Below are 6,531 nucleotides of genomic sequence, written 5' to 3'. Positions count from 1 at the left end.
ACTTTTTTTCTACACAAAATAGGCTCCATAATATCTATAGGGGATTTACCCACTACAAATATTATAGAGCCGAAATTATAAACCTTTTTTTGTTGGACTGATTTGAAAATCTTTGAAAGCGTACTGAAAGAATTTTCGAAAAATTTTAAAATATTCTGAAATATTCTTGACAGCTAATGAAAAAGGTGGTAAGATAGGAAACATCAAAAAAGAAAGCAGAAAAAGAAATGAATAAGAGACAAGCTGTAACGATGAATCAAAACTTTTACTTTAGCTACTTTAGATAGTGTTTGTAGACATGTCACCATGGATGCAAACAGTTCAAGCAATTTGTTTGTATCTATGTGGCTAAGATTTTTGATTGTGGTCCATATAGATGAATATCTAAATGGACTAGCTAAGTTGTAACTTGTTAGGTTATTTCAAGTACCCGTTTAGGTATTATCTAGGCGGTTTTTTGTTTTATACTCTTCGAAAATCTCTTCAAACCACGTCAGCTCTATCTGCAACCTCAAAATAGTGTTTTGAGCAACCTGTGGCTAGCTTCCTAGTTTGTTCTTTGATTTTCATTGAGTATAATTGAAATAGCACAAATAGGGACGGAAGACTGCTTCCTCCCTTTTATCAGAAAAGGAGAAACAGATGACACTTGATAAAGGAAAAGTAGCCTATCAAATCTATCCAAAATCTTACAAAGACACCACTGAAAACGGTATTGGGGATTTCCGTGGGATTATCGAAAAAATTCCCTATTTAGCCAAACTAGGTGTGGATATGGTCTGGCTCAATCCATTCTATCCAAGCCCTCAACGGGATAATGGTTACGATATTTCAGATTATATGGCAGTGGATCCTCTTTTTGGTGATATGGCTGATTTTGAGGAAATGGTGTGTGTCGGTAAAGAGCACAAGATTGACTTTATGCTGGACATGGTACTTAATCATTGTTCGACAGAGCATGAATGGTTTCAGAAAGCCCTAGCTGGTGATAAGTATTATCAAGACTTTTTCTTCATCCAAGACCAACCAACAGATTGGCAGTCTAAGTTTGGTGGTTCTGCATGGGCGCCTTTCGGGGATACTGGGAAATACTATCTTCACCTATTTGATGAGACCCAGGCTGACCTTAACTGGCGCAATCCCAATGTCCGTAAGGAGCTTTTCAAGGTTGTTAATTTCTGGCGCGACAAGGGTGTCAAAGGTTTTCGATTTGATGTGATCAATTTGATCGGTAAGGACGAGGTTTCAGTGGACTGTCCTGAAAATGAAGGGAAGCCAGCTTATACAGACAAACCCATCGTTCATAACTATTTGCGTATGATGAACCAAGCCACTTTTGGATCTGACGATAGCTTTATGACAGTTGGGGAAATGTCTTCTACCACCATGGACAACTGTGTCCTCTATTCGTCGCCTGATCGTCAGGAATTATCCATGACCTTTAATTTTCATCACCTCAAGGTGGACTATAAGGATGGACAAAAGTGGACCTTGGCTCCCTTTGATTTTGAAGAGTTGAAGAGTCTTTACCATAGTTGGGGTAAGGAAATGAGTGATAAAGACGGTTGGAGTGCCCTCTTTTGGAACAATCACGATCAACCACGTGCCTTGAACCGTTTTGTCGATATTCAAAACTTCCTCAAGGAAGGAGCCACTATGCTAGCAGCCAGCATTCACCTGTCACGTGGGACACCTTATATCTACATGGGTGAGGAAATCGGGATGATTGACCCAGACTATGATTCTATGGCTGATTACGTGGATGTCGAATCGCTTAATGCCTATCAGATGCTCCTAGAAGAAGGAAAGAGTCAGCAAGAAGCCTTCCAGATTATTCAAGCTAAGTCGCGTGATAATTCACGCATTCCCATGCAGTGGGATGCTTCGGAAAATGCAGGATTTTCAACAGGCACTCCTTGGTTGAAAGCTGGTAAATCCTATAAAGACATCAATGTAGAAAATGAAATCCAGGGTCCGATTTTTACCTTCTATCAAGACTTGATTCGACTGCGTAAGGAAATGCCAATCATTTCAGAAGGAAGTTACAAACCAGCCTTTGAAGATAGCAAACAAGTCTACGCTTTTGAACGCCAGTTTGAGGAACAAAAGTTACTAGTGCTCAATAACTTTTATGCTAAAGAAGTGGAAATCGACTTGCCAGCAGTCTACCAAAATGGACAGATTTTGATTTCAAACTATGAAGATGCAGAAGTGTCTGAGAAAATTCTACTAAAACCCTATCAAACACTGGCTATTTATGTAAATTAAACTTAGCAAGGAGACCTCTTTTTCAGAAAAGCAGGGTTCTTTTTGCTGTCTATTCCATCCTTGAAAGTGTAGAACAAACTGTCAATCGAAAGTGATTATGTCCCAAAAAAAATGGTGAGATTGAGGGCAATTATTTTGCTTTCATTTGACAAGAGGAACCCTTGAAGCAGTTTTGTCAGCTAAACCAAGGCTAATCTTAGCCTTGGCTTGTCAGCCTAACAGCATCAAGCCTCTTATCAAATGAAATAGAGGGCTAGCTATCAGCTAGTTAAAACATCTAATTTTTAGGAGGGCTGGGTGACTAACTTCATTATAGAACTTTCATTTAGTTAGCAAAAAGGCTTGTTGTCTATAATTGGCTGCATTAGTCTAGATTTTATTTATAGAAAATGTTATAATAGACTGTATTTAAAAAATTTTAAGGAGAAATGACAGAATGTCTGTATCATTTGAAAACAAAGAAACAAACTGTGGTGTCTTGACTTTCACTATCTCTCAAGACCAAATCAAACCAGAATTGGACCGTGTCTTCAAGTCAGTGAAGAAATCTCTTAATGTTCCAGGTTTCCGTAAAGGTCACCTTCCACGTCCTATCTTCGATAAAAAATTTGGTGAAGAATCACTTTACCAAGACGTTATGAACGCTCTTTTGCCAAACGCTTATGAAGCAGCTGTAAAAGAAGCTGGTCTTGAAGTGGTTGCCCAACCAAAAATTGACGTAACTTCAATGGAAAAAGGTCAAGACTGGGTTATCACTGCTGAAGTCGTTACAAAACCTGAAGTAAAATTGGGTGACTACAAAAACCTTGAAGTATCAGTTGATGTAGAAAAAGAAGTAACTGACGCTGATGTTGAAGAGCGTATCGAACGCGAACGCAACAACCTGGCTGAATTGGTTATCAAGGAAGCTGCTGCTGAAAACGGCGATACTGTTGTTATTGACTTTGTTGGTTCTATCGATGGTGTTGAATTTGATGGCGGAAAAGGTGAAAACTTCTCACTTGGACTTGGTTCAGGTCAATTCATCCCTGGTTTTGAAGACCAATTGGTAGGTCACTCAGCTGGCGAAACTGTTGATGTAGTTGTAACATTCCCAGAAGACTACCAAGCAGAAGACCTTGCAGGTAAAGAAGCTAAATTCGTAACAACTATCCACGAAGTAAAAGCTAAAGAAGTTCCAGCTCTTGATGATGAGCTTGCAAAAGACATCGACGAAGAAGTTGAAACACTTGCTGAATTGAAAGAAAAATACCGCAAGGAATTGGCTGCTGCTAAAGAAGAAGCTTATAAAGATGCAGTTGAAGGTGCAGCAATCGATAAAGCTGTAGAAAACGCTGAAATCGTAGAACTTCCAGAAGAAATGATTCACGAAGAAGTTCACCGCTCAGTAAACGAATTCCTTGGAAACTTGCAACGTCAAGGTATCAATCCTGACATGTACTTCCAAATCACTGGAACTACTCAAGAAGACCTTCACAACCAATACCAAGCAGAAGCTGAGTCACGTACTAAGACTAACCTTGTTATCGAAGCAGTTGCCAAAGCTGAAGGATTTGATGCTTCAGAAGAAGAAATCCAAAAAGAAATCGAGCAATTGGCTGCAGACTACAACATGGAAGTGGCACAAGTACAAAGCTTGCTTTCAGCTGATATGTTGAAACACGACATCACAATCAAAAAAGCTGTTGAATTGATTACAAGCACAGCAACAGTTAAATAATCTTAATAAACAAAAAACCCACCTGATTAGGTGGGTTTTCTTATGCACTATTTTCCAAAAATCTCTCTGAGGTCTGCGTCTGTAATCCCAATCATAGCTGGAATACTGGTCCAGTTTTCTTCGGTTAGGATGTAGGATTGTTCAGAGTTACTTGATGTGACTGTTTCAGAGACAACTGGTTGCTTTTCTTCAATATTCTCCAATAAATCACTGAAGCGTTCAATCAGATAGGTCTTTCGGGCAGTTCCGATGTGCTGGGTAGCATAATCAAAGGCCTGCAATTCACCTAGTAAGATAAGCTTGCTTTTGGCGCGTGTAATGGCTGTGTAGATGAGATTGCGCTCCAGCATACGCCTACTAGCACTGGTAATCGGTAGGATGACAACAGGGAACTCACTTCCCTGTGATTTATGGATGCTCATGGCATAGGCCAGGCGAATCTTGTACCATTCGTTACGTGGGTAAGAGACCTCATTGCCATCAAAATCAATGACAATCTCGTCTTGTTTCGACTCGGTGTATTTACCAGGGATCAGATCTATGATAGCTCCCAAATCTCCGTTAAAGACATTGATTTCAGCATCGTTGACCAAATGAATGACCTTGTCTCCCTTGCGATAGTGGCACTGGGGAGCTTCAAAACTAAGTTGGTCTTTTTGTGGTGGATTGAGCAGATCTTGCATGAGTTGGTTGATGGCATCAATCCCTGCCGTCCCTCGGTACATGGGGGCCAGAACCTGAATATCACGAGCAGGGATACCACTTCTGAGAGCAGCGCCTAAGATTTTTTCAATCGTCGCTGGAATATGGCCACTAGCAATTTCAAAGTAGGAACGGTCAGCTTTTTTCTGGGTGAAATCGGCTGGCAAGATGCCCTGTCTAATCTGACTAGCTAGGGTGACGATGGTTGATTCTTCGCTTTGCCGGTAAATTTTTTCCAAGCGAGTCTGAGGAATCAAGGGAATATGAAGGAGGTCCGCTAGAACCTGTCCAGGACTGACAGAAGGTAGCTGATCACTGTCACCCACGATGAGGATTTTACTGTTAGAAGAGATGTTGGAGAAGAGTTGATTGGCCAGCCAAGTATCCACCATGGAAAATTCATCTACGATGATAAAGTCGGCATCCAGATAATCTTCCAGATGACTGGTATCATCGTCCCCTGTCATTCCTAAATGACGGTGTACGGTCGCGCTAGGCAAGCCTGTCAATTCATTCATGCGACGAGCAGCTCGTCCAGTTGGAGCAGCAAGAAGAATAGGTAGGTTGCTTTTTTTCCTGAGGTCAAGTCCTTCTAAAAGGGCGTAAACAGCGATAATCCCATTGATAACAGTTGTCTTACCAGTACCAGGTTCACCTGTCAGGATAAAGACCTTATTCTGGATAGCATCACAGATAGCTTGTTTTTGAATACTATCATACTCAATCTCCAGATCTTCTTCGACAGTAGCGATATGTTTTTGAATGGTTTCTAAATCTTGGCTCTTCTGTTTTCCTTTTTCAAGGATACGAATCAAGTGACTGCGGATACCTTCCTCAGCGAAAAAGAGGCTGTTGTCAAAGATCTTGGTATCAATCTGCTGAACCTTGTCTTCTTCGATCAGGTAGGAGAGCTCTTGGGCAACTTGGCTGGGGTCTAGTTCCACGGGACGGGAAGACTCAAGGAGAGTAAGGGTTTGTTCCAGCAAATCCCGTGCTTCAACATAGGTGTCCCCTGTTTCCATACAGGCCTGAAAAAGACTGTGAACTAGACCGGCGCGGAAGCGTTCAGGAGCCTGACTTTCGATGCCTAGTTCCTCAGCTAGTTGGTCAGCAATGGTAAAGCCCAAACCCTTGATATCCTCAACCAGCTGGTAGGGATAATTTTCAACCACATCAAGGGTTTCTTCCTTGTAAAAGTCTTGAATCTGAAAGGCTAGTTTGTTGGGAATGCCGTAGTTGGCTAGTTTGGACAAAACCATCTCCGTTCCGTAGTTGAGACGGAGAGTGGAGACGAAAGCCTCGCGATTTTTGGCAGAGAGCCCTGAGATGCCTTCTAGCTTTTCTGGGTGTTGCAGAATTTCGTCAATGGTATTGTCGCCATAGGTATCTACGATTTTCTGAGCTGTCTTGAGACCAATCCCCTTGAAATGGCTACTTGAAAAGTACTTGACCAAGCCCTTACTAGTTGGTTTTGCGCGATCATAACGACTGATTTGCAGTTGTTCTCCATACTTGGAGTGCTGGACAATTTGCCCCCAAAAAGTATAGTCTTCGCCCTCAATTACATCAGCCATGGTTCCTGTGACAATGATTTCAAAATCATCAAAATCCTCTGCGTCCGTATCGTCGATTTCTAGGAGGAGGATGCGATAAAAATTGCTGGGATTTTCAAAAATAATCCGTTCAATGGTTCCTGAAAAATAAACTTCCATAAAATTCCTTTGCATGAATAGGTGAGAGTTAATACTCTTCGAAAATCTCTTCAAACCACGTCAGCTCTATCTGCAACCTCAAAACACTGTTTTGAGCAGCCTGCGGCTAGCTTCCTAGTTTGCTCTTTG

At 41.4% G+C, this 6,531-nt stretch carries 3 protein-coding genes; 2 read left to right on the top strand and 1 reads right to left on the bottom strand.

The features are described 5' to 3' along the window. The first annotated feature begins 642 nt into the window (after positions 1-642). A complete protein-coding gene (gene treC / locus HT688_RS03110) occupies positions 643-2,268 on the top strand; it encodes an alpha,alpha-phosphotrehalase (protein WP_166731043.1) in 1,626 nt (541 codons plus the stop codon). Between the two features lie 436 nt (positions 2,269-2,704). Beyond that, positions 2,705-3,988 carry a trigger factor gene (gene tig / locus HT688_RS03105; RefSeq protein WP_172923557.1) on the top strand — a complete coding sequence of 428 codons (1,284 nt, stop codon included), beginning with the start codon at positions 2,705-2,707 and terminating at the stop codon, positions 3,986-3,988. A gap of 47 nt (positions 3,989-4,035) precedes the next feature. On the opposite strand, the gene recD2 is transcribed toward tig, so the two are convergent. Further along, the gene (gene recD2 / locus HT688_RS03100; protein ID WP_172923556.1) at positions 4,036-6,402 is read right to left on the bottom strand and encodes an SF1B family DNA helicase RecD2; all 2,367 of its coding nucleotides are present in this window, start codon (positions 6,400-6,402) and stop codon (positions 4,036-4,038) included. Positions 6,403-6,531 lie beyond the last annotated feature (129 nt).

This window comes from Streptococcus sp. 1559 (assembly GCF_013276735.1).
GTDB lineage: Bacteria > Bacillota > Bacilli > Lactobacillales > Streptococcaceae > Streptococcus > Streptococcus pseudopneumoniae.
Note: the sequence above shows the minus strand (reverse complement) of the source record. Positions and strands in the feature narration are given on the sequence as shown.